The sequence below is a fragment of the Mycoplana sp. 10N416 genome (genome assembly GCF_056394765.1).
On sequence record NZ_JBFTIM010000017.1, the window covers coordinates 26,389 to 46,262 of the forward strand.

The following is a 19,874-nucleotide window of genomic DNA, read 5'->3' on the forward strand; positions in this document are numbered from 1 at the left end:
ACAGTCGCCCGACGCATAGCGGCGGGCGCAATCCCAGGAGTAGAAATGTCCTCCGTCGCAATTCAGAAGATAGAAAAATCCTACGGCGCAGAGCCTGTCCTGCGGAGCGTCTCGCTCGATGTTCCCGATGGTGAGTTCGTGGTTCTGGTGGGCCCATCCGGTTGCGGAAAATCCACGCTTCTGCGGCTCATCGCCGGCCTGGAGGAAATTCAGGGCGGTACCATTACGCTTGGCAGTCGCCTTATCAACTCCGTGCCGCCGCGCGACCGCGACATCGCCATGGTCTTTCAGAACTACGCGCTCTATCCGCACATGACGGTACGCGAAAACATGGCGTTTTCCCTCAAGCTGCGGGGAGCGGACAAGCAGGAGCGCGAGAGAGCGGTTCGCAAGAGCGCGGAAATCCTCAACCTCGAACCCTATCTCGACCGCTACCCCCGCCAACTCTCTGGCGGGCAGAGGCAGCGCGTCGCCATGGGACGGGCGATCGTGCGCAATCCGCAACTTTTCCTGTTCGACGAACCCCTATCCAACCTCGACGCCAAGCTGCGGGTGCAGATGCGTGCGGAAATCAAGGAGCTTCACCAGCGATTGCGGACCACCTCGATCTACGTCACGCACGACCAGATCGAGGCGATGACGATGGCCGACCGCGTCGTTGTCATGAATGGCGGACGCGTGGAACAGGTCGGGGCTCCGCTGGAAATCTATGATCGGCCCGAAAATCTGTTCGTTGCCGGCTTCATCGGTTCGCCGACCATGAACTTTGTCGATGTGACCGTTCGCCACGACAACGGCTTGGCAAGGGCAGTCACCGAAGACGGCACGGTGCTGCCACTGCCTCCAAATCGCGCCTTCGCCGAAGGACGCCACCTCGTCTACGGGATTCGGCCCGAACATGTCGAAATCACGCAAGATGGCGCGAATGCCGAATTGCTGGTCATAGAGCCGACCGGGCCGGAGACGTTGCTCTACGTCGCCTTTGCCGGCGCTCATTGGAATGTCCTGACGCGCGAGCGGCCGATTGCGCGAGCGGGGGACAGATTGTCGCTTTCGCCGCAACCGGAACGCATCCATCTGTTCGACAAGCAATCCGGTCGGAGGCTTGACGGTTGAGCGCGTCTGATCCACGCGCCACAGGCGTCCAGCAGCAGAGCACGTGCTGCGTCCAACCGAACGCAAGGGCGATACCGATGTCGGCACCGTCTGGTATACCGCAGGTCCTGGGCCGCCACCCCGCGCCTGCGCGGGTCGTGCGGCTTCTGGGCGGGCCCTTTGCGATGGGCAGCGATGAGGAGCTTCTGCCGTTGGACGGCGAAGGACCGTCGCGCACCGTCACCGTGAAATCGTTCTCGATCGATCCGTTTGCGGTCACGAACGAGTGGTTCGGCGAATTTGTCCGGATAACGGGCTACGTGACCGACGCCGAACGGCTGGGCTGGTCCTACGTCTTCTTCGCCTTTCTCGGGAACACGCATCGACATTTCCTGTCCCCGCCAGGAACCTCCTGGTGGCGCAACGTGCCGGGTGCCTGCTGGCGCGCACCGGAAGGCGAAGGCTCGACGATAGCAGGTCGTGAAAACCATCCGGTGGTGCACGTATCGTGGAATGACGCTGCGGCGCTCGCAGCCTGGGCTGGAGGCAGATTGCCGATGGAGGCGGAATGGGAGTTCGCCTCTCGCGGTGGGCTGGAACGGCAGCGTTTCCCTTGGGGCGACGAGGAACCCACAGATGCTCGTGCGGAACGCTGCAATATCTGGCAGGGAACTTTCCCGACACAGAACACGATTGCCGACGGCTTTGCCGGCACCGCCCCCGTGGACAGCTTCGCGCCAAATGGCTACGGCCTCTACAACATGGTGGGAAATGTTTGGGAATGGTGCGCCGAAGCCTTTCAAGTTCGGTCGCTCAAAAAGGCTGCGCGGGAAAGAAATCTGATCGCGCGCCGCGAAAACCGCAAGGTTCTGAAGGGCGGGTCGTATTTGTGCCACCGCTCCTACTGCTACCGGTACCGCAATGCCGCACGCACGTCCAATACGCCTGGCACCTCCTGCGGGCACATCGGGTTTCGCATCGTCTTCGACTGACGTTGCGACTGCACGATTGCGTCGCCGTGTCAGTAAGGGACGCACCCGCCAATCGACACCCTAAGGGCCTGCGGTCATCGATCCTCGTCCGCTTCGCGCCAGTGCATTGCCCTGCTTCGACGGCAATCGCATTCTCTCGTCACCGCTGGTCAGATAGGCTATTCTCTCCTTCTGCCGAAGTTGATTGTTGATCACTTGCATGTCGATGCGGATCGCTGGGGGTCCTCTCCGAGCGCGTCGCTGTAGACCGAGGGGGCAGAAATGGAGGTTTCGGACCTCAGCCTCAGGCATCAAGTAAACCTGCTGAAGCGCGAGCTTGCCGAGGCGATCGAACGTCAGGCGGCGACGAGTGAAATTCTGCGTGTGATCTCGACCTCACCGGACGACGTACAGCCGGTGTTCGACGCGATAGCGGAGAGCGCAGCAAGGCTATGCGCGGCGGAATTTTGTTTCGTATTTCGATTTGATGGAGAGTTTCTACATCCAGTTGCGTATCACGGCATTTCGCGCGAGGGCATCGAAGCGGTACGTGCCATGTTCCCGCAGCAACCCAATAGAGGCAACGTCACGGGAAGGGTCTCTATCAGCGGTGTTATCGAGCAGATTCCCGACGTCTTTACTGACCCTGATTATCAGGGGTTGCCGCTGGCGAAGATCGTGGCGTACCACAGCGCTATTGGCGTACCACTCTTGTGGAAGGGGCGTCCGGTCGGATCGATCGTCGTGACTCGGCGCGAGATCGGTTTCTTTCCAGAGCGGCAGGTCGATCTGCTGCGAACGTTCGCCGATCAGGCGGTGATCGCCATCGAGAACGTTCGGCACTCCAATGAGGCCAGGGCACGCAACCAAGAGCTCACCGAGGCCCTCGAACAGCAGACTGCAACAAGCGAAATCCTGCGCGTCATCTCGACCTCGCCCACCGATGGACAGCCGGTGTTCGACACGATCGCCCAGCGTGCCGCCCGACTTTGCGGCGCTCAACATTGCCACGTGTTTCGCTACGATGGCGAATTGTTGCATTTCGTGGCGCATCACGGGTTGAAACCGGAAGGCGCAGTGCCTCCAGCCCCGCCGCATCGAGGCAGTGCCGCCGGGCGTTCGATCCTCAGCCGATCGGTGGAGCAGATAGAGGACTGGCGCGTCGATCCCGAATACACGGCCCATACCGTCATCGGTCCTCAATCCTCGAACTACCGAAGCGTGGTGGCTGTACCGATCATGCGCGAGGGTGTTCCGATCGGAACCATTGTCGTCGCACGACCCGATCCGGGGTTGTTCCCCGTTCGCCAGGTCGCACTTCTCAAGACTTTTGCCGACCAGGCAGGAATAGCCATCGAGAATGCTCGGCTGTTTACCGATTTGGAGGAACGGAACCTCGAGCTGAAAGAATCGCTGCAACAGCAAACGGCAACGGCCGATGTTCTCAAGGTCATCAGCCGGTCGGCCTTCGACCTCCAGACCGTCCTCGACACGCTAGTCGAGTCCGCCGCGCGATTGTGCGAGGCCTACGACGCGGCGATATTCCTCAAACATGGAGACATGCTCCACCTGCGAGCACACCATGGCCCAATTCCGATCGATTTCCCTGGCTGGGCTGTGGCACGGAGCTGGGTGACTGGGCGAGCTGTGGTTGATCGAAGTCCCGTCCATGTGCCTGATATGATCGCCGTGCCCGATGATTTTCCGGACGGATACAAGATGGCGGTTCGCATGGGCCACCGCACAACTCTGGCAGTTCCTTTGCTGCGGCAGGGCGAAGCGATCGGCGGCCTCGTCATTCGTCGGACCGAAGTCCGGCCGTTTACCAGGAAGCAGATCGAGCTCATCCAGACCTTTGCCGACCAGGCCGTCATTGCGATCGAGAACGTGCGACTGTTCGACGAAGTGAAGGCGAGAACGGCAGAGCTGTCCGAAGCGCTGGAGCAGCAGACTGCGACCGCTGAGGTCCTGAAAATCATCAGCCGCTCCGCATTCGACCTGCAGGCAGTGCTCGATACCCTGGTCGCGTCTGCTGCACGCCTTTGCGAGGCGGACATGGCGACGATGACCCGACCGATGGGAGACGCCCACTACCCTGTCGCAGGTTTCGGCTTCTCGCAGGAATTCGACCACTATTTTCGAGCTCTCCCGCTGGAGCCGGGCCGCGCGAGCATCGTCGGGCGAACCCTTCACGAAATCCGACCAGTCCAGGTTGCCGATGTCCTCGCTGATCCGGAGTACGCAATGCCGGAGGCACAAAGACTTGGCGGATTCCGCACCGTGCTTGGGGTGCCGCTCTTGCGGGAAAAAAAACCAATCGGGGTGCTCGCACTAACCCGCACGACCGTGCGGCCCTTTACCGACAAGCAGATCGAGTTGGCGTCAACCTTCGCCGATCAGGCCGTTATCGCCATCGAAAACGTGCGTCTCTTTAAGGAAGTCCAGGCGAGAACCGAGGAACTGTCGCGCTCGCTCGAGGAACTCAAAACCGCCCAGGACAGGTTGATCCAGACGGAAAAGCTCGCCTCGCTCGGACAACTCACTGCCGGCATCGCGCACGAGATCAAGAACCCGCTGAACTTCGTCAACAATTTCTCGGCGTTGTCGGTCGAATTGATCGACGAGCTTCAGCAACTGTTCGACGGCGCGGCAACCGACGACGCGACGCGCGCTGAGATTGCCGAGCGCACGGCGATGCTCAAGGGCAACCTTGAAAAGATCATCCAGCACGGCAAGCGGGCGGACTCGATCGTCAAGAACATGCTCCTGCATTCGCGTCAGGGCGCAAGCGAGCACCGACCAGCCGATATCAATGCCATCGTCGAGGAGAGCCTCAGTCTCGCCTATCACGGGGCCCGAGCCGAAAAGCAGGGTTTCAACATCACGCTGGAGAAATCGCTCGATCCGACAGCCGGGGAGATCGACCTTTATCCGCAGGAGATTACGCGCGCGCTTCTCAACCTGATCTCCAACGGCTTCTATGCAACCAGCAAACGCGCCGCGTCAGAGCGGGGCGACGGTTACGAGCCGACGCTTGCAGCGCTGACCAGAAATCTCGGCGACAGCGTCGAGATCATTATCCGCGACAATGGCCTCGGCATTCCCGCGGAGCTGCGGGAAAGGATATTCAATCCCTTCTTCACGACCAAGCCTGCTGGCGAGGGAACGGGCCTCGGCCTTTCGCTCAGCCACGATATCATCGTCAAGCAACATGCCGGTACGATCGTAATGGACACGGAACCTGGCCGATACACCGAGTTTCGCATCCGGTTGCCGCGGAATGCGGCCGTCATAGCGATACCGGAGGGCAGATCATGAGCCTTCTTATCCTGGTGGTCGATGACGAACCTGACATCGAGCTGCTCTTCAAGCAGCAGTTCCGCCATGACCTGCGCACAGGTCGGTTTTTGATGGAGTTTGCCCAATCCGCGGCGTCAGCACTCGAGCGGATCGCCAATGCGGCCGACGTGACGCTCATTCTCATATTGTCCGATGTCAACATGCCGGGGATGAGCGGGCTCGAATTGCTGCCCAAGGCGAGGAGCTTGCGGCCTGACGTGCCAGTGATCATGATTACCGCCTATGGCGATCCGGACACGAAACGAAGGGCCATCGAAAACGGTGCAGAAGCGCTGTTGACCAAGCCGATCGACTTTGTCGCATTGCGGGAAGAAATCGACATCCGAATTGGGCGCGCCGCATGAGCACGAACATACTCGTTGTGGACGACGAGCCGGACCTGGAGATGCTCCTCGTCCAGAAGTTCCGCAAAGAGATTCGCGACGGCACGCTGCGTTTCCTGTTCGCCCGCGACGGCATCGACGCGTTGGCCGTGCTTGGGGCCAACACCGACGTCGATATCGTGCTAAGCGACATCAACATGCCGCGTATGGATGGTCTGTCGCTGCTGGCGAAGCTTCGGCAGAGGGACGAGGATCTGTCCACGATAATCGTCTCCGCCTACAGCGACATGGCCAATATCCGGATCGCGATGAACCGCGGCGCATATGACTTCATAACGAAGCCGATCGATTTTCCCGACCTGGAGGCGACGATCGTCAAGACGATCCACCACGTTGAGGCGCTGCGCGAGGCGCAGCGCAGGCAGTCGGCGGCCGAGCAGGCGCGCGCATCGCTTTCCCGCTACTTCTCGCCAAATCTCGCCGAACGCCTGGCCAGGAGCGCCGATGCCCCTGATCTTGGCGGAAAGCGCCGGGAAGTTGCGTCGCTTTTTACCGATCTGACGGGGTTCACGACGCTGGTGGAAACGATCGAGCCGAACGTGCTCGGTCAACTCCTCAATGATTACATCGTCGGCATGACGGACATAGTCTTCGCCCATGACGGTACCGTCGCCAAGATCATTGGCGACGCACTCCACGTGCTGTTCGGCGCGCCGGTCGAGCAGCCGGACCATGCCAGTCGCGCGATCGCCTGTTCACTTGCACTTGATGCCTTCGCACGGTCTTTCCGCCAACACTGGTGTCGGAAGGGAATAACCCTTGGCCACACGCGGATAGGCGCGCATGCCGGCACGGCCGTGGTCGGCAACTTCGGCGGAGGAAGGTTCTTCGACTACAGCGCCTACGGCGACACCATCAATGTCGCCGCACGCTTGGAAGCGGCCAACAAGTCGCTTGGCACCCGCATCTGCGTGAGTGCCAGCCTCGCAGCGAACATGCAGCGGTTCTGCGGCCGCCCGGTTGGCGACCTCCTGCTCAGAGGCAGGACCAAGCCGATCCGCGCTTTCGAGCCGCTTGAGGCCGAAAGCTATGCCAGTGCCGCAACACAGGCGTACATGGCCGCCTTCGAAGAGTTGGAGACCGGCGATCCTCGTGCCGTGGCTTCGTTCGCTGCACTGGTTGGTCGCAACCCCGAGGACCCGCTTGCCGGCTTTCACCTGAAGCGACTGATGAACGGCGAATTCAGCACGACCATCGATCTCAAAAATTGATACGCTTTGCAGACGCATCGCCATGGCGGGCGTAATGCCGGTTATACCGTTGAAGAAATTGGTGCACGCATCCATCGTCCGATAATTGGCCCCCTCCCGACTCGCTCGCGATCCCATGTCTCGGTTGACCCAAGAGCATTCAGGGCAAAAGCCGCGTGGCTAAGCCGCCTGGCTAACCACTCTGCAAGTTATTGATTTTAAAGAATTTTGGTGGGCCCGGAGGGACTCGAACCCCCAACCAAGCGGTTATGAGGCGTGCGAGGCAAACACCCAGGAGGGTTCGTAGCCGTGCAGGAACATCGCAACGTCATGAACTAAATGAGCATTATTCGAAACGAGGGGATCGGAAGCGTCCAGGCGCATTCACGGTCGCCGTGCCCGAAGTTGCCATTTCCGATGTCATCTGCGTTGCCACTTCCGTTGTCATAGAAAAGGCCCTACCCGACTGCTGGAAGATCCCGAGGAGGCCATGCCCTCCCGCCCCAGCGCGGCTGCAGAACAACCAATGGCCAGACGCCGGTCAGCGGCCTTTCGAAAGCGTATCCAACGTTGCGAGCAAACGCAGCGAACCGATCCGCGGCGGAAGAGTTGCGAGCGATCTACCACCAGTGTCACCTACCTCGGAAAAACAGCGGAGGGCTTCGAGCCGTGGCTGAACCACCTCACGGCGATTATCGATGCGGACGCGCTGGATCTTGGCGGCAACATGCAGCAGATCATCGGCGCCCTCCCGGGCGCGGCAGGGGAGCTTTCTCCCACGCATTTTCGTTAATCGGCGCGGGTCCACGGTTCAAGCCCGTGGTCATGCGCAGGGCTTCGCCAAAGCTAGACGAGCACAGATCAACGGAAGAATCCCGAACTGAATTCTAAATGCGCGGAGTTGGATGCGCGTGCGGAATAGGGCCCTAAGTCCCGGATTCGAGGCGGCCGCTACCCTTCGATCGAATCTTGCCTGCCAGCCTTGGTCCCCTGCGAATTATCGATCAGCCCCCAACCTTGCCCGCTCGCCGGTCGCATAAACACGACACCCTGCTCCTCGTAACAGGTCTGGAGCAAGATCGACGCACGCGTCCGATCGAGTTCGCCTGACTCGAGACGTTGAATCGTACGCCTCGAGATTCCTGCCGCCTCGGCGGCTTCCACTTGTTTCAGGCCGAGCAGCTCGCGCGCGGCGCGCAGGACATTGGGCGGTGCGATCATCCACTTCAGATCGCACGTGTCACGAGACCGAGCAATCCTTCATAACTTGAGATCGCTTTCTGGAGGGGGAAATCAAGGATTCAAAAAATGAACGACGCCCAAGGCGTCGGTGGTGACGCCATCGAACCTGCGTGCTATAGGGCCCCGGCGAACGATAACCACGAAGGAATGGATCTTTGACCTTTCGATTCGACAGCCCGGCGACGACCCGGCGATTGTTTGACGATCTCAGGCAGCTCGATGACGGCACATTGGACATATCTTCTGTCCTTGCCGATGCCCCGGCGCTGAGCGACCATAAACTTGTCCTTGGTTGGTCGCACGCTCTCAGCGGAGTGGTTCATGGCCATCCCCGTCTGCCCGACGGGAACAAGGTCGTCACCAGCCAGCTCTTCTTCCTTGATCCGCAGCTCGGACTGGCGCGTACGATGAACCGCTGGTACCGGCTCGGCGGTGCCGTGCGTCAGGGGCACTGACATGAGAGACAAGGATTTTGACGTCCAATTCCGCCAGCTCATCAAGAAACCCGCCACCTACATCGCCTATCGTGGCCTGCGTCGAGCTCTGAAGGAAGCCGGCCGACCGCTGCGTCCCGGCTCCGCTGGGTTTGTCATCTTCGTGGTTCCGCCCGGCTATCGAACACATGACTATGAGGTCGCTGCCTACGACGTGATCGCTGCCGACCGGGAGGAGTGGGTGTCGCGGCGTGCCGTGATACGGCTCGCCAGTCCGCCCAGGAAGAAGGGCAAGGCCCACGAGCCCGTGACGGTGTTCGATCTCGAGGGATTGGCGGTATTGATTGCCAAGCACATCAACGAGGTCCCAAAGGACGTCCGGTTTGCTGCCCTGGCGGTGATGTTTGTCAAGCCTCCGACCGCAAGCCACATTCATGCCGCGCGTCGCCTTTCGGGGAGACCTCCGATTTCCGACCAGCATGCCGCTCTGCTCGCTCCGAAACGGCAAAACGTTGTGCTTGCCGCTATCCTCAAAAGCGATCTCGGAACTCAGGAGGTCGCCACGCTCGAAGAGCTGGAACGTCCAGACGCAGAAGGACCAAGCCTTTTCGAGCTGCCGGGATACGACGAAGCGAAGCTCTGGGCGCGAGGACTACGGTCCGACGTGGCCAGATGGCGCGAAGGCAAGTTGCCATGGCAGGAGGTCGGTGGTGGCGCGCTGATTTCCGGCCCTCCCGGGACAGGCAAGACGTTCTTCGCGGCCGCGCTGGCGAGCGCACTGGGACTGAGGCTGATCTCGACGACCATCGGAGAATGGCAGTCGGCCGGAGCCCTCGACGACACGCTGATGGCGATGAGAAGCTGCTTCGAGGATGCGAACGACGGTCGAGGGGCCGTCCTCTTCATCGACGAGCTCGACAGCATCGGCAGCCGAACGAGCAAGCCCACCGGACGCCGCGGCAACCACTATTGGCAGATCGTCCTTAACGAATTTCTGAGCCTGCTGACGGGATTGGGCGAGGGTGTCGTGGTGATTGGCGCCACGAACTTTCCGGACTGGATCGACCCCGCGATATTGCGCGCCGGTCGGCTGGAACAGCATTTCTCCCAGCCGCTTCCGGATAAAATCACACGTACCGAGATCCTGGACTACCACGTGGAGGGAAGCTTGCCGCTCGAATCCTTGGCCGAGATTGCCGAACATTTGGATGGCAAGTCTGGCGCGGCTTTGGAAAAGATCGTGCGCGATGCGCGGAAGACCGCCCGCGATCAGGATCGAGGGCTGGAACTACGGGATCTGAGCGCTCAGCTTCCGAAACGGACACGCTACACACCACAGGACTTGCTTCGGCTGGCGGTGCACGAAGCCGGTCATGCGTTGGTCTCGCTTGCGGTCGGATACGCGACCAGCGCCACCATCGAAATCAAGGACTCGTTTGAATCATCGGCTCAAGCATACCTTGGCGGGCTGACTTCATACGAATTGACGGAAGACCACGTCCCGACGGAAACGAGCCTCCTCAACCGCATGGCAGTGGCGCTGGCCGGCATGGCCGCCGAAGCGGCGGTGTTCGGTGATCGGTCGCTGGGCTCAGGCGGCGCGATCGGCAGCGATATCGAGCGGGCTTCGTCGATAGCTCGGCGGTTGGTCGGCTCCTACGGTCTCGGTTCGACGCCGATCTTTATCGGCCCCGTTGAAGAGCTGGACGAGAAAGGATTGCCCGAAAACCTTGAGAAGGAAGTCAGTGAGATAGTCGCGGCCCAATATCATCGAGTCCTTGCAATGCTCACCGGCGAGCGGGACCGTTTGGCCTCTCTGGCGGCGGATGCGGTCAACCACCGTTCTGTAAGGATTGAGCGCGGGGCGACGGCGGATGCCGCCTAGCTCGCATCTACGTCCCGCCTGGCAGCTCCTAACGGGGAAATATGGATTCGGACAGGTGCGAACCTGTCCGGCCACGCCCTCGCGATCGCGGGCTGGCGAAATAGGAAACTGGCATGCCACACGATGATCATGCCGCAGGCAAAGCCGGGGACGTCGGCCCGATCGGGAAAACGGCAGACGCCAACGAGTCGTTTGGCGAAGCGCTGTCAAAGGCGGAATTCGAGCCGGCCAAAGTCGGGCGCAAGATCGTGTCCCAAGGGAAACGCAGAGAAACGCTGAAGAGGCGGCGAGTACCGGAGCGCTGTTGCGACCCCTCTCCCGGTTCGAAGGATTCGTGCAGTGAGGCTTAGCATAAGTCGGTAGAGCGGTGCTGGGTCGGGCACAGTTCCTGAGGACTCTAATGACTTCGCGTTCGTGCTCGAACTTCGCTCAGCTAAATTCCTGCTCATCAGAAGTGGTCGAGCGAGTTCAAGGGCTGGAACGCAGGTCGCTTGAATTACCGCAATGGGGGTCCAAATGCGACATCTGCACGTGTCCGCTTTGCGCCCCTCATCGGACGTAGGAGCCGTAATCACGCCTGCCTGGAAGCAGACATCGATTTGGCAGCGGCGTGACGGCGCCGGGGCCGCGCCGATGGCCTTTGTGAAACAGCATCATTTCTCGCAAAGCTGCCGTCCCCCAGAATAGGCTGGTAGGTGCAGTCTGACCAGTGATGTTACAGGACTGTGGTGCGGCTTGGCCGCCGAAAACCGGTTCCCGTCGCGCCCCATCCGCCGCAGGGGCGGCCATCCGCCTCCCGCATGAAGTCCCGCCAAATACGTGCCGGCAAGGCCCCACCTGTGACTCCGCATCGGCATATCATCGTCATTGCCCACCCATACGCCGGCGACGAGGGGTTCCGTGAAGCCGACGAACGAGACCACCGCCCTTCAAACCGTCGCGGGGGCCACGACCCAGATCACTTCGCACTGAATATCGCCTACCGCCCAAAAGCGCACCATCGTCGTGGCGGGAAAGGCAAAACTGTCGCCGGTATTGATAACAAATTTCGAGCCGTTCAGCTCGAGGCCTAAGGTGCCGGCCAGAACGATGCCGCACTTGCCGCCTTCGGCATTGCAGTAGGGTTCTCCAGAGGAGGCGCCGGGACTGAGCACAAATCGCAGCATTTGGATGTCTGGCTGCGTGTCAGGGGTCAGAAGTTCCTTCACCAGCGTTCCGTCGTGATAGGTCAACGAGCGTCGCGCGCTCCGCGGTACGATGTATTCGGCCGCCCGGCCTTCTTGCTCTCCGTCCAAATGGAACAGCCAATTGACCGGCATGTCCATCGCGGCGCAGATCGCGCGCAGGGTCTTTATTGATGGCGCGGCAAGTCCACGCTCGACCTGGCTCAACATGCCTACCGAAATCCCGGCTGGTTCGGCGACCTGCTTAAGTGACAGCCCGCGCATTTGCCGGCGCAGCCGCAGGGTCTCTCCAACCTTCACCGTGTCGCCATGCGACTCGTGGGAATTCAGTTCTGATCGCATCAGCATTCCTTCAGGCTTGCGCATCACTATGAATGTAAGCAAACTTAGATTGTTTTACAAGCATTAAAATTTATTGACACTTATTTTAACGTGGCCATAATCTGTTGCCGAGCTGTCCATTTGCAACAAAGGCTTGGAGGAGCCTGCAGCCGTGACCGCTCTTGGCACGCAAGATCTTGCGGATTTTGGGAGGAAACATCATGAGAGCCATCAAGGTTGCGACGTTGTGTGCGATGATCATTTCGGTCTCTGGCATTGCCACGGCCCGGGATCTCACCATCGCCGGCTGGGGCGGTAACTATCAGGACGCCCAGCGTGAAGCCTACTTCGAGCCGTTTACGGAAAAACATGGGCTGAGACTCGTCGAGACCACCTATCTGGGCGGGCTGGCCGAAATTAAGGCCATGGTCGACACCGGCAATGTCACTTGGGATTTTCTGATCATGAGTGGGGACGAGATGCAACTGGCCTGCGACGAAGGCCTGCTTGAGGAACTCGACTGGGAAGCTATCGGTCAGGACAATCTGCTGCCGGGTGCCGCGACGACATGTGGTGTCGGCAATGTGGTAATCGGTAATGGCTATGGGTATAACGCCGAAGCCTTCGCCGAGCCGCCGCAGGACTGGAAAGACTTCTTCGACCGCGAGAAGTTCCCCGGCAAGCGCGGCATTCGCAACAGCCCAAGCATGAACCTCGAATACGCCCTGATGGCGGACGGCGTGCCGCCAGGTCAGGTTTACAAGGTGCTTTCGACACCCGAGGGCGTAGATCGTGCGTTTGCGCAGTGGGACAAGATCAGGGACTTGCTGCAGTTCTGGGAATCCGGCGCGCAGCCGGTGGAATGGCTGGCCAGCAACAACGTGGCGATGTCGACGGGCTACAACGGCCGCTTCGTCATGGCCAAACGCGAGGGCAAGCCGCTCGAATTCGTATGGAAGAACCATCTGGTGAACATGGACGGGTGGGCCATGGTCAAGGGTTCTCCCTACGCGGAAAACCTGACGGATTTCATCAAGACGGTCAACGACCCAAAAAACCAGGCAAAGTTCTCGTCGCTCATGCCATATGGTCCGTCAAATACCGCGGCAGGGGAGCACCTTGCGCCCGAGATCCTCGCCGGCCTACCGGCGGGTGACAACATCAAGGATGCGGCCTTCTATTCAGACGCTTTCTGGATCGACAATCGCGACGAACTGACCGAGCGCTGGAATCGCTGGTCTACCCAGTAGACCGCACAACGCACATTCCCCCCACATACTCCTCCGGCGTGAGCTCGCCGGGGGGCACCGACCGGAAAGGTGATCCGAATGATCGCGGCTTCCCGCAAACCGGGCGGCGCAAGGCTGGCGGCCCTCGTCCTGCTGGTCCTTCCGCTCGCCACCTACATCTTCCTGTATATCATGCCGATCAGCTCGGTCATCTCGCTCAGCTTTGAGAACGGTGCGTTGGGGCATAGCCTATCGAACTATCGTAACGCCGATTCCGGCGATCCCGATTTACGCGCCGCTGCTCTTCTTGCCGACATGCAGGCAATGACCTCCGGCCAGCAAGCGACCGTCGCGCGGGAGCTCAATCAGGAACTCAGTGGATTTCGAACGCTGTTTCTGAACACTGCGCGCAAGTCCGCTGATATTAAGCCAGATGTTGCCGGCTTTGTCGCTTTTGACCCCCGATGGGCCGAGGCGAAGTACTGGGCGGTGATCGATGAGAATTCGGCCACCATCACCTGGCGGCATTTCCAGCGCGCAACCGGACTGGTCGTAGGGGACGACGGGAGGGTTACCACCGGAGGCGATGACATCTACCTGCAGATCATGTTCCGCACACTGGTAATTGCAGTGCAGGTTACCATCGTCACCTTGCTCATCAGTTATCCCTTGGCGTTTGCCGTCGCCAATGCACCGCGAAGACTGGCCGCATTCATTCTGGTTGCGGTCCTGTTGAGTTTCTGGACCTCGATACTGGTTCGAACGACGGCCTGGGTGATCCTGCTTCAGACCGCGGGGCTGGTGAACACCTTCCTTCTGTGGACCGGCGCAATAGCCGAACCTCTTCAACTCATCTTCAACCGCTTCGGCGCGATCGTCGCGATGACGCACGTTCTTTTGCCCTTTGCCATCATTCCGATGATGAACGTAATGCGCACCATTCCGAAGTCTCAGGTCGATGCATCGCGCAGCTTGGGAGCGGGGCCGATCGAAACTTTCCTGCGGGTCTATTTCCCGCAGACCCTGCGCGGCGTGGCCGTGGGCGGGGGCACAGTATTCATCCTGGCACTGGGCTTTTACATCACCCCTGCGCTGACCGGCGGACCGAAGGATCAGATGTTGTCGTTCTACATTGCCGACTTTGTAAAACGGTCGTTGAACTGGGGCATGGCATCGGCCTTGTCGGTTCTACTTCTGTCCACCGTCCTCGTGCTCGTCGTGATCTACGGCACAGTTCGCTGGTTGGTCAGCCGCAAGGGAGCGCAAGCCTGATGTCACGCGTGATCTTCTGGATTTCGACCCTATTGGCTCTTGCGTTTCTCGTCGTCCCGCTCGCGTTGGTGATGCCTTTGGCTTTCAATGAAAGTTCGTTCCTTACCTACCCCATAGAAGGCTTTTCGCTAAAATGGTTTGCAGAGGTCTTCACTCAGGACCAGTGGACTCGATCATTTGTCAACAGTGCGAAAGTCGCGCTCGGGACAACGGTCGTGGGATTGTTGATCGGCGGCCTAGCGGCGACGGGCGTGATGCTGACCAGCCGGTGGATGCAGGTCGTATTGACCGCGCTCTTCGTTTCGCCCCTGGTCGTTCCGTCCATCGTGGTCGGGGTGGCCTTCGCCTATTCCTTTGGCCGCATCGGCTTGTCAGGAAGCTACTGGGGACTCGTTCTTGCGCATTCGATCCTAGCGGTGCCGCTCGTCTTTCTGTCGGTGATGACGTCGTTGCGCGGACTTCACCCCGATCTTGACCTTGCCGCAGCCTCGCTCGGCGCCTCGCGCAGTCATCGCTTCCGGCACGTGACCCTACCGTTGGCGGCGCCGGGTTTCCTGGCCGGCGGGCTCTTTGCCTTCACGACGTCGTTTGACGAGGTCGTCGTGGCCCTTTTCCTGGCCTCACCCGAGTCCACCACCTTGCCAGTGACGCTGTTCGCTGGTCTGCGTGACAAGCTGCAACCGACCCTGGTCGTCGTGGCGCTTCTCCTGTCATTGCTAAGCTTCGCCTTACTCTCGCTGATGTTCTGGCTCCAGCGCCTGAACAAGCCGCACAAGCACTAAATTCCGGACTCGACGGAGACTCTTCATGGCATTCATCGATATCTGCAACATCGACAAGTTGTTCGGCCAGGTGCAGGCCCTTTACGATGTATCTTTGAGTATTCCGAAAGGCAGCTTTGTCACGCTGCTGGGGCCATCCGGTTCGGGCAAGACGACCTTGCTCAAAATACTTGCCGGGTTCGAGGAAGTCTCCCGCGGCGTAATCCGGCTCGAAGGGCGCGACATTACCGCGCTCAAGCCCGAAAAGCGGAATTTTGGACTCGTCTTCCAGGGCTATGCGCTGTTCCCGCACATGACGGTTTTCGACAACATCGCGTATCCGCTGAAGGTTCGTCGCAAGGGCCGCGACGAAATCTATGCGCAGGTGACATCCATGCTTGAGCTTGTCCAGCTTCAGAAATTCGCCCGTCGGAAGCCGCACGAGTTGTCAGGAGGCCAGCAACAGCGCGTCGCATTGGCTCGGGCTCTTGTGTTCGAACCGGACCTTCTGCTGCTCGATGAACCAATGTCCGCCCTGGACAAGAAGCTGCGCGTCGATCTTCAGGACCAGTTGCGCGACATCCATCATAGGTTGGGCACCACCTTCATCAACGTCACTCACGACCAGGAAGAGGCGATGCACATGTCCGACAGCATCGCTGTGATGAACCATGGCCGCATCGAACAATACGACACGGGTCACCGCCTCTACCGCCAGCCAGCTTCGCGTTTCGTAGCGGATTTCATCGGCAAGTCGAACATTTTTGCAGGCAGTATCAGCAGGAATGGAAAGGGGCTGGAATTCACCACCGATGAATTCCGCCTTTCCTTGGGCAAGACAGATGGTGGCGCCACCCGTGAAGGCAGGGCGAATTTGGTGATTCGGCCTGAAGACATCCGCCTTGGTCTTGTTGGTGATGCCGCCCAAGTTACGGGCGGCGTTACGCTGACCGGGGCGGTGGCGGCCTCGACCTATTCCGGAGATCGCGCGCTTTATTCCATTTCGTTGCCCAGCGGTCGCGTGATGCTGACCTATGGCAGCGCCAGGGATGGGGCGCTTCAACCCGGCGCGCCGGTGCAGATCGCTTTCGATGCAATGGACAGCATCTTAATTAACTAGGAGGAAAACGCCCCATGAGCAAACTCAAATCGGCGCAGACCGGTAACCTTGGCGGAGGAGAATCCGGTCTGCCCCAGTTGGACCGGGTACTTGAAGGATCGCCGGAATTCCAGTCGTGGCAGCTCATCGAAGGCCCGATCGCAGCCGGCGTTTGGTCGGCTACCCCCGGGCACCACCGGGTTGTTCGCGACGACGACCTGATTGAGAGCTTTTACATTCTCGAAGGAGAGATCGACGTTTTCGAGGACGGCTCAGAAACACCCAGACGATTTGGACCAGGCGACCTGGTCGTCATGGAACCGGGATTCACCGGCAGTTGGAAGACCATTAACACGGTCAAGAAGATCTATTTCACGACGCGGCTGACCGATTAAAGCCCTGCCTCGGCAGGAATTGCAAAACACCGTTGATCATAGAGGGATACTATGAAGACCACGCCATTCTGGTGGGAAGAAGCTGAACCGCAACACGGCGAGCGTCGGTTTGACAACACAAAGTGCTCCGTCCTGATCATCGGGGCCGGTTATACTGGCCTGTCGGCCGCCATAACGCTGGCCGAGGCGGGGCAGACAGATATCATTGTGGTCGATGCCATGCGGATCGGCGAAGGCGCCAGTTCGCGCAACGGCGGTCAGATCGGCAATGCCGCGAAATTCACGCTCGCTCAGGCGACGGCTCGCTTCGGCGAGAAGCGAGCAAAAGAGATCATGGACGACTACGGATCATCGATGAATTTCATGATCCAGCGCGCTCGATCATTGAAGGACCCGATCGACCTGAACCTGAGTGGCAGTGTTGTGGGCGCACACACGCGCAAGGACGTCGCCAAGCTATCCGAACTGCGCAATCGTCTAGCACCGGAGGAACGGCAGAATTTCGAAATCCTCGAGGAATCGCAGGTCCACAAGGTTCTGAAAACAAACATCTACCTTGGGGCCATGGTCCGGCATGATCACGGCACGATCCATCCTGCAAAATACGTCCAGGCGCTTGCTAACCGCGCGCGCGAACTGGGTGTCCGCATTTTTACCGGTTGGCGTTACAAGGGTGCTCGGAAAAGCAGTCCGGGCCATGTTGCACTGTTGGAGAGCGTGCAGGATCAGTCCATGGTGGAAATCCAAGCCGATAAGATCCTGCTGGGCATGAACGGCTACGTGGGCTCCGAGGTGCCTTGGCTACGTAGGCGCACGATCCCGGTGCAAAGCTACATGATTGCCACCGAAGAGATGCCCTACGATTTGCTGGAAAACCTGATCCCCAACAATCGTGCGGTCGCTGACACCAAGCACATTCTTTATTATTTCCGCCGGTCCCCAGACGGAAAGCGCATACTGTTCGGCGGGCGCGCACGGTTCCGAAACTCGACCGAAGCGCAAGGCGCAGAGGGTTTGCGGCGGTTCATGGAACACACCTTCCCAGAAACGCGCGGGGTGAGACTGTCCCATGCCTGGCATGGAAATGTCTGCTTTGCCTATGACTTCTGTTCGCATGGCGGGCGGATGCAGGACGGAATCTACTATCAGTCCTGCTGCAACGGCGGCGGCATTTCGAACCAGACCTATCTAGGTCACCGTATCGCGGAATACATGCTCGGCGTGCCCAACAGCGATCGTGGCGTTATCGGTAGCCATTTCCCACGGCTGTATTTCTACAACGGCCATCCGTGGTTCCTGCCAATAGTCGGTAGCTGGTACCGGCTTCTGGACAAATCTGCACGTTGGTTTGACTGAACGGCACCCAGGCATGTCGATCGAAGTCACCGCTGCGCGCCACGGCACCAATGGCGCAGGTATTCTGACGATGGTGTTGGCGATGGCGCTGGTGCCGATGATTGACGTCCAGGCCAAGTTTCTGGTCGTCAACGGCATCTCGGCCATGCAGGTCGTCTTCCTGCGCTTTCTGTGCGGCACGCTTCTTCTGCTGCCGGTCATGCTGGCCGGTCGGCAGACAGAGATCGTACCGCCGCAGGGCTGGCGAAACGCCTTCCTCTTGGGGTTCTTCTCCATCTGCTCCGGCTTCTGCTTCTTTGGAGCGCTCGAATACCTGTCGATCGCCGACACGGTGGCGATCAGCTTCGTTCAACCACTATTCGTTACGCTCTTTTCGAGTCTGTTTCTGAAGGAAAAAGTGGGCGCAGCGCGCTGGGTTGCCCTTTTCGTCGGCTTTTGCGCAGCGCTTCTGATCATCCGGCCAAGCCACACCTCGCTGGAAATTGGAAGTCTTCTCGCGTTGGGGTCAGGAGTGACGATGGCGTGCTATGTGATTCTGGTCAAAAAGGGGACAAGTGGCCAGCGTCGGGTTTCGCCGATCACTCTAAGTTTTCAAACCCATCTCACCGCAGTGCTGGTGGCATGGCCCCTGATGATCTTGACTTGGAATGGCCTGAGTCTTTCCGAATGGGGGATGGTGCTGGGGATGACCCTGTTCGGTCTGATGGGCCAATATCTGATCATCAAGGCCTACGATTACGGAGACGCGTCCCTTGTCGCACCCTTCGCCTATATCGAAATCATCACTTCAACGTTCGTGAGCTGGTTGTTCTTCAGCGAGATTCCGGACCAGATCACCTTCGCCGGAGTCGCAATCCTGATCTGCAGTTCTCTTTATATAGCTTGGCGACGCTAGTTAGCTCAGGATGGGTTTGCCGATGTGGTCGGTTACCTGCCATTGAACTTTCATCCGGCGGCGACGATCCCGACATAGCCTGCCCGGGGTCTGGTATCCGAGCGAATGAGTGCATTCGGCGATGGCGGGCATGATCTGTGCCGAAGATCAGGCTTTCGTGCAAGAGCTCGGCACGCATGCGGCCGTTGGAAGGACTCGACACCAGCGGTTCTGCATCGGCTTTCCTGGTGCGATGCAGTGCCACTCGACCTTGTGATCCCTCAACCGGGCCAGGATCGCGTTGGAGGTGAACTCCATGCCGTGGTCGGAAACGATCGTGCCAGGCCTGCCGCGCCGTTCGAGGAGCGAGGTAAGGTCGCGGCGACGCGTGAGGGCGCGGAAGCGCCTGCTACAAGCGAACTGATCTTCTAGCCCTCTTAGGGTGCAATTTGGCTACCTACTCGTGACTACCAAAAGCTCTGGGAAGAGCGGCCACGTCGCTTTGATGCTGCTGCGCGTAAGCTGACCGGCCGTCGGCAGGCCGGGCGGAGGTCTCGTGAGAAGGCGACACCAACCGCTTTCAGGATTCGCAGCAAAATTATTGAACCACCTAAATGGGAAGCGAAGCCGCCGGGCCAATTGCGCGCGACGGCATACAATCAGTCTGTCCGCTTTGACGTGCTCCCGCCAATTTAGGCCGATCGGAACTGGAATTTTCCACTTATGATCCCGCTGGGGACAGGAGAAGAGTTCCATGAAGGCATCGAAGTTTTCGGAGGCGCAGATCGCCTTTGTTCTGAAGCAGGCGGAGGACGGATCGTCG

At 59.5% G+C, this 19,874-nt stretch carries 17 protein-coding genes and 2 pseudogenes; 15 read left to right on the forward strand and 4 right to left on the reverse strand.

The window, feature by feature from the left end; translation table 11 throughout:
• Window positions 1-45: 45 nt before the first annotated feature.
• The 6 genes from AC1DDS_RS23050 (at window position 46) to AC1DDS_RS23075 (ending at window position 7,792) form a co-directional block, all read left to right on the forward strand.
• The gene (locus tag AC1DDS_RS23050; RefSeq protein ID WP_477480981.1) at window positions 46-1,116 is read left to right on the forward strand and encodes an ABC transporter ATP-binding protein; all 1,071 of its coding nucleotides are present in this window, start codon (window positions 46-48) and stop codon (window positions 1,114-1,116) included.
• 77 nt (window positions 1,117-1,193) lie between these two features.
• On the forward strand, window positions 1,194-2,087 hold the full coding sequence (locus tag AC1DDS_RS23055) for a formylglycine-generating enzyme family protein (protein ID WP_477480982.1): 894 nt from the start codon (window positions 1,194-1,196) through the stop codon (window positions 2,085-2,087).
• Window positions 2,088-2,348: 261 nt separating this feature from the next.
• Window positions 2,349-5,384, forward strand: coding sequence for a GAF domain-containing protein (locus AC1DDS_RS23060; protein ID WP_477480983.1), 3,036 nt, complete (start codon window positions 2,349-2,351; stop codon window positions 5,382-5,384).
• On the forward strand, window positions 5,381-5,770 hold the full coding sequence (locus tag AC1DDS_RS23065) for a response regulator (protein ID WP_477480984.1): 390 nt from the start codon (window positions 5,381-5,383) through the stop codon (window positions 5,768-5,770). The genes AC1DDS_RS23060 and AC1DDS_RS23065 overlap by 4 nt, the downstream gene beginning before the upstream one ends.
• Window positions 5,767-7,020 carry an adenylate/guanylate cyclase domain-containing protein gene (locus AC1DDS_RS23070; protein WP_477480985.1) on the forward strand — a complete coding sequence of 418 codons (1,254 nt, stop codon included), beginning with the start codon at window positions 5,767-5,769 and terminating at the stop codon, window positions 7,018-7,020. Before AC1DDS_RS23065 ends, AC1DDS_RS23070 begins: the two co-directional genes overlap by 4 nt.
• A 505-nt stretch (window positions 7,021-7,525) precedes the next feature.
• Window positions 7,526-7,792 carry a hypothetical protein gene (locus AC1DDS_RS23075; RefSeq protein ID WP_477480986.1) on the forward strand — a complete coding sequence of 89 codons (267 nt, stop codon included), beginning with the start codon at window positions 7,526-7,528 and terminating at the stop codon, window positions 7,790-7,792.
• A 158-nt stretch (window positions 7,793-7,950) separates the two neighbouring features.
• Here AC1DDS_RS23075 and AC1DDS_RS23080 read toward each other — a convergent pair whose 3' ends face one another.
• Window positions 7,951-8,220, reverse strand: a complete 270-nt coding sequence (locus tag AC1DDS_RS23080) for a helix-turn-helix transcriptional regulator (protein WP_477480987.1) — start codon at window positions 8,218-8,220, stop codon at window positions 7,951-7,953.
• A gap of 176 nt (window positions 8,221-8,396) precedes the next feature.
• Here AC1DDS_RS23080 and AC1DDS_RS23085 point away from each other — a divergent pair, with 176 nt between their 5' ends.
• Window positions 8,397-8,696, forward strand: coding sequence for a DUF6634 family protein (locus tag AC1DDS_RS23085; protein WP_477480988.1), 300 nt, complete (start codon window positions 8,397-8,399; stop codon window positions 8,694-8,696).
• A gap of 1 nt (window position 8,697) precedes the next feature.
• Window positions 8,698-10,560 carry an AAA family ATPase gene (locus AC1DDS_RS23090; RefSeq protein ID WP_477480989.1) on the forward strand — a complete coding sequence of 621 codons (1,863 nt, stop codon included), beginning with the start codon at window positions 8,698-8,700 and terminating at the stop codon, window positions 10,558-10,560.
• Between the two features lie 653 nt (window positions 10,561-11,213).
• Here the strand turns inward: AC1DDS_RS23090 and AC1DDS_RS23095 are convergent.
• Both AC1DDS_RS23095 and AC1DDS_RS23100 read right to left on the reverse strand, forming a co-directional pair.
• A pseudogene (locus tag AC1DDS_RS23095) lies at window positions 11,214-11,474 on the reverse strand (PBP1A family penicillin-binding protein); the annotation flags it as partial.
• Between the two features lie 15 nt (window positions 11,475-11,489).
• Complete coding sequence (locus AC1DDS_RS23100; protein WP_477480990.1) at window positions 11,490-12,086, reverse strand: helix-turn-helix domain-containing protein; 597 nt, start codon at window positions 12,084-12,086, stop codon at window positions 11,490-11,492.
• Between the two features lie 200 nt (window positions 12,087-12,286).
• Between AC1DDS_RS23100 and AC1DDS_RS23105 the strand changes: the two genes are divergently transcribed.
• The 7 genes from AC1DDS_RS23105 (at window position 12,287) to AC1DDS_RS23135 (ending at window position 19,072) form a co-directional block, all read left to right on the forward strand.
• Window positions 12,287-13,315 carry an ABC transporter substrate-binding protein gene (locus AC1DDS_RS23105; RefSeq protein ID WP_477480991.1) on the forward strand — a complete coding sequence of 343 codons (1,029 nt, stop codon included), beginning with the start codon at window positions 12,287-12,289 and terminating at the stop codon, window positions 13,313-13,315.
• Window positions 13,316-13,393: 78 nt separating this feature from the next.
• Complete coding sequence (locus AC1DDS_RS23110) at window positions 13,394-14,566, forward strand: ABC transporter permease (protein ID WP_477480992.1); 1,173 nt, start codon at window positions 13,394-13,396, stop codon at window positions 14,564-14,566.
• A complete protein-coding gene (locus tag AC1DDS_RS23115) occupies window positions 14,566-15,348 on the forward strand; it encodes an ABC transporter permease (protein WP_477480993.1) in 783 nt (260 codons plus the stop codon). Before AC1DDS_RS23110 ends, AC1DDS_RS23115 begins: the two co-directional genes overlap by 1 nt.
• A gap of 25 nt (window positions 15,349-15,373) precedes the next feature.
• Window positions 15,374-16,447: an ABC transporter ATP-binding protein gene (locus AC1DDS_RS23120; protein WP_477480994.1), complete on the forward strand. Its 1,074-nt coding sequence runs from the start codon at window positions 15,374-15,376 to the stop codon at window positions 16,445-16,447.
• 14 nt (window positions 16,448-16,461) lie between these two features.
• A complete protein-coding gene (locus AC1DDS_RS23125) occupies window positions 16,462-16,821 on the forward strand; it encodes a cupin domain-containing protein (protein ID WP_477480995.1) in 360 nt (119 codons plus the stop codon).
• Between the two features lie 51 nt (window positions 16,822-16,872).
• Entirely contained in the window at window positions 16,873-18,177 is a 1,305-nt protein-coding gene (locus tag AC1DDS_RS23130) for an NAD(P)/FAD-dependent oxidoreductase (protein WP_477480996.1), read from the forward strand.
• A 13-nt stretch (window positions 18,178-18,190) separates the two neighbouring features.
• The gene (locus AC1DDS_RS23135; RefSeq protein ID WP_477480997.1) at window positions 18,191-19,072 is read left to right on the forward strand and encodes a DMT family transporter; all 882 of its coding nucleotides are present in this window, start codon (window positions 18,191-18,193) and stop codon (window positions 19,070-19,072) included.
• Between the two features lie 78 nt (window positions 19,073-19,150).
• Here the strand turns inward: AC1DDS_RS23135 and AC1DDS_RS23140 are convergent.
• Window positions 19,151-19,483 (reverse strand): annotated as a pseudogene (locus tag AC1DDS_RS23140) (integrase core domain-containing protein); the annotation flags it as partial.
• Between the last annotated feature and the right edge of the window lie 391 nt (window positions 19,484-19,874).

Excerpts from the sequence above, each read along its gene's own strand:
- AC1DDS_RS23060 (WP_477480983.1), top strand. The coding sequence starts at position 2,349 with ATGGAGGTTTCGGACCTCAGCCTCAGGCATCAAGTAAACCTGCTGAAG.
- AC1DDS_RS23130 (WP_477480996.1), top strand. The coding sequence starts at position 16,873 with ATGAAGACCACGCCATTCTGGTGGGAAGAAGCTGAACCGCAACACGGC.
- AC1DDS_RS23125 (WP_477480995.1), top strand. The coding sequence starts at position 16,462 with ATGAGCAAACTCAAATCGGCGCAGACCGGTAACCTTGGCGGAGGAGAA.
- AC1DDS_RS23100 (WP_477480990.1), bottom strand. The coding sequence starts at position 12,086 with ATGCGATCAGAACTGAATTCCCACGAGTCGCATGGCGACACGGTGAAG.
- AC1DDS_RS23050 (WP_477480981.1), top strand. The coding sequence starts at position 46 with ATGTCCTCCGTCGCAATTCAGAAGATAGAAAAATCCTACGGCGCAGAG.
- AC1DDS_RS23065 (WP_477480984.1), top strand. The coding sequence starts at position 5,381 with ATGAGCCTTCTTATCCTGGTGGTCGATGACGAACCTGACATCGAGCTG.
- AC1DDS_RS23105 (WP_477480991.1), top strand. The coding sequence starts at position 12,287 with ATGAGAGCCATCAAGGTTGCGACGTTGTGTGCGATGATCATTTCGGTC.
- AC1DDS_RS23135 (WP_477480997.1), top strand. The coding sequence starts at position 18,191 with ATGTCGATCGAAGTCACCGCTGCGCGCCACGGCACCAATGGCGCAGGT.
- AC1DDS_RS23080 (WP_477480987.1), bottom strand. The coding sequence starts at position 8,220 with ATGATCGCACCGCCCAATGTCCTGCGCGCCGCGCGCGAGCTGCTCGGC.
- AC1DDS_RS23055 (WP_477480982.1), top strand. The coding sequence starts at position 1,194 with ATGTCGGCACCGTCTGGTATACCGCAGGTCCTGGGCCGCCACCCCGCG.
- AC1DDS_RS23120 (WP_477480994.1), top strand. The coding sequence starts at position 15,374 with ATGGCATTCATCGATATCTGCAACATCGACAAGTTGTTCGGCCAGGTG.
- AC1DDS_RS23090 (WP_477480989.1), top strand. The coding sequence starts at position 8,698 with ATGAGAGACAAGGATTTTGACGTCCAATTCCGCCAGCTCATCAAGAAA.
- AC1DDS_RS23110 (WP_477480992.1), top strand. The coding sequence starts at position 13,394 with ATGATCGCGGCTTCCCGCAAACCGGGCGGCGCAAGGCTGGCGGCCCTC.
- AC1DDS_RS23115 (WP_477480993.1), top strand. The coding sequence starts at position 14,566 with ATGTCACGCGTGATCTTCTGGATTTCGACCCTATTGGCTCTTGCGTTT.
- AC1DDS_RS23070 (WP_477480985.1), top strand. The coding sequence starts at position 5,767 with ATGAGCACGAACATACTCGTTGTGGACGACGAGCCGGACCTGGAGATG.
- AC1DDS_RS23075 (WP_477480986.1), top strand. The coding sequence starts at position 7,526 with ATGGCCAGACGCCGGTCAGCGGCCTTTCGAAAGCGTATCCAACGTTGC.